The sequence below is a fragment of the Caldisericaceae bacterium genome (assembly GCA_036574215.1).
Taxonomy (GTDB): domain Bacteria; phylum Caldisericota; class Caldisericia; order Caldisericales; family Caldisericaceae; genus Caldisericum.
Genome location: JAINCR010000107.1, coordinates 1 through 1,171, shown reverse-complemented (window position 1 = coordinate 1,171; position 1,171 = coordinate 1). Strand labels below are relative to the sequence as shown.

Below are 1,171 nucleotides of genomic sequence, written 5' to 3'. Positions count from 1 at the left end.
TTTTTACCAAGTGTTTTAGTGTACTTTCCGAGATTGTCAAACTGATTTTTACCAAATACAACCTTAGTTGGAATCTCTAAAACAAAATTTTCCATAATGACCTCCATAAAAATTATAATATTTTTTTTGTTTTAAAATAAAAAAGGGGGAAGACAAAGTCCGCCCACAAAAAAAATCAAAGCTTATTTAATTTCTTTTAAAGAGAAGTTTATATCCTTAAGCTTCTCTTTGTAGGCAGAAACATCAACATTGTTGGTAACAAGTTTGTTTGCTATAGTTGCTTCTTTTATTCCAAGTATAATTACACCGACTACTTTATTGTTTTTTAATACAACTTTTCTATACTTGTTTTGAGCTTCATCAGAGGCTCTTATTTCTTCGCAGCCATCCTCTTTAGGATTAACAAGACCAACTGAAGTAAGGTCTAAGCCAACTACTTTTAAAGTATTTGAGCGAGTTGAACCTTTGTATTCAGCACTTCCTAAGTTTACCATGTTTTTTGCAGCAATAGTAGCTTGTTCAATTGCAGGCGGAATAATACCATAAATAGTTCCGTTAAATTCGGCAACATCACCTGCCGCAAAGATATCTTCATCTACCATCATATAGGAATTAACTATTGCACCTCTTTTGAAAGGAAGATTTGACAATTCTAATAAATTCGAATTTGGAATAACTCCTGTAGACAGCAACACCATCTCTGCAGGTAAAACAGTTCCATCTTTAAGCAAAACTCTATTTACAACATCTGCACCTTCAATTTTTTCAACACCTGCATTTTCTATTATTCCAATCCCCCATTTCATTAAAATTCGTTTAAGTATCTTTGCACCATCTTCGTCAAGTTGAGCAGGAAGTAAATAAGATCTACCTTCTAACACTACGGGTTTCAGTTTATTTTTCATGAATGAATAGGCAGCCTCTAAACCAAGGACTCCACCACCTATAACAACAACTGGTTTTCCGTTTCCTATAAGAAAAGAGTGCTTTTTAATTTTAAAAGCATCATTGAGATTTCTTAAAGTAAAGACACCTTCTTTATACACTCCATCTATCGGAGGTTTAAAGGAAGAGGCACCGTTAGCTATAAGGAGTTTATCGTAAGCAAAGGTACCTCCTAAATCAGTTAGAAGTAGATGTTCCTTTTTATCAATTTTTCTTATTTTTGTTC

General features: G+C 33.3%; 1 protein-coding gene. It reads right to left on the bottom strand.

Annotated elements, in window-relative coordinates:
• Positions 1-182 precede the first annotated feature (182 nt).
• On the bottom strand, positions 183-1,171 hold a 989-nt coding region (locus K6343_06710), incomplete at its 5' end, for an FAD-dependent oxidoreductase (GenBank protein MEF3245648.1).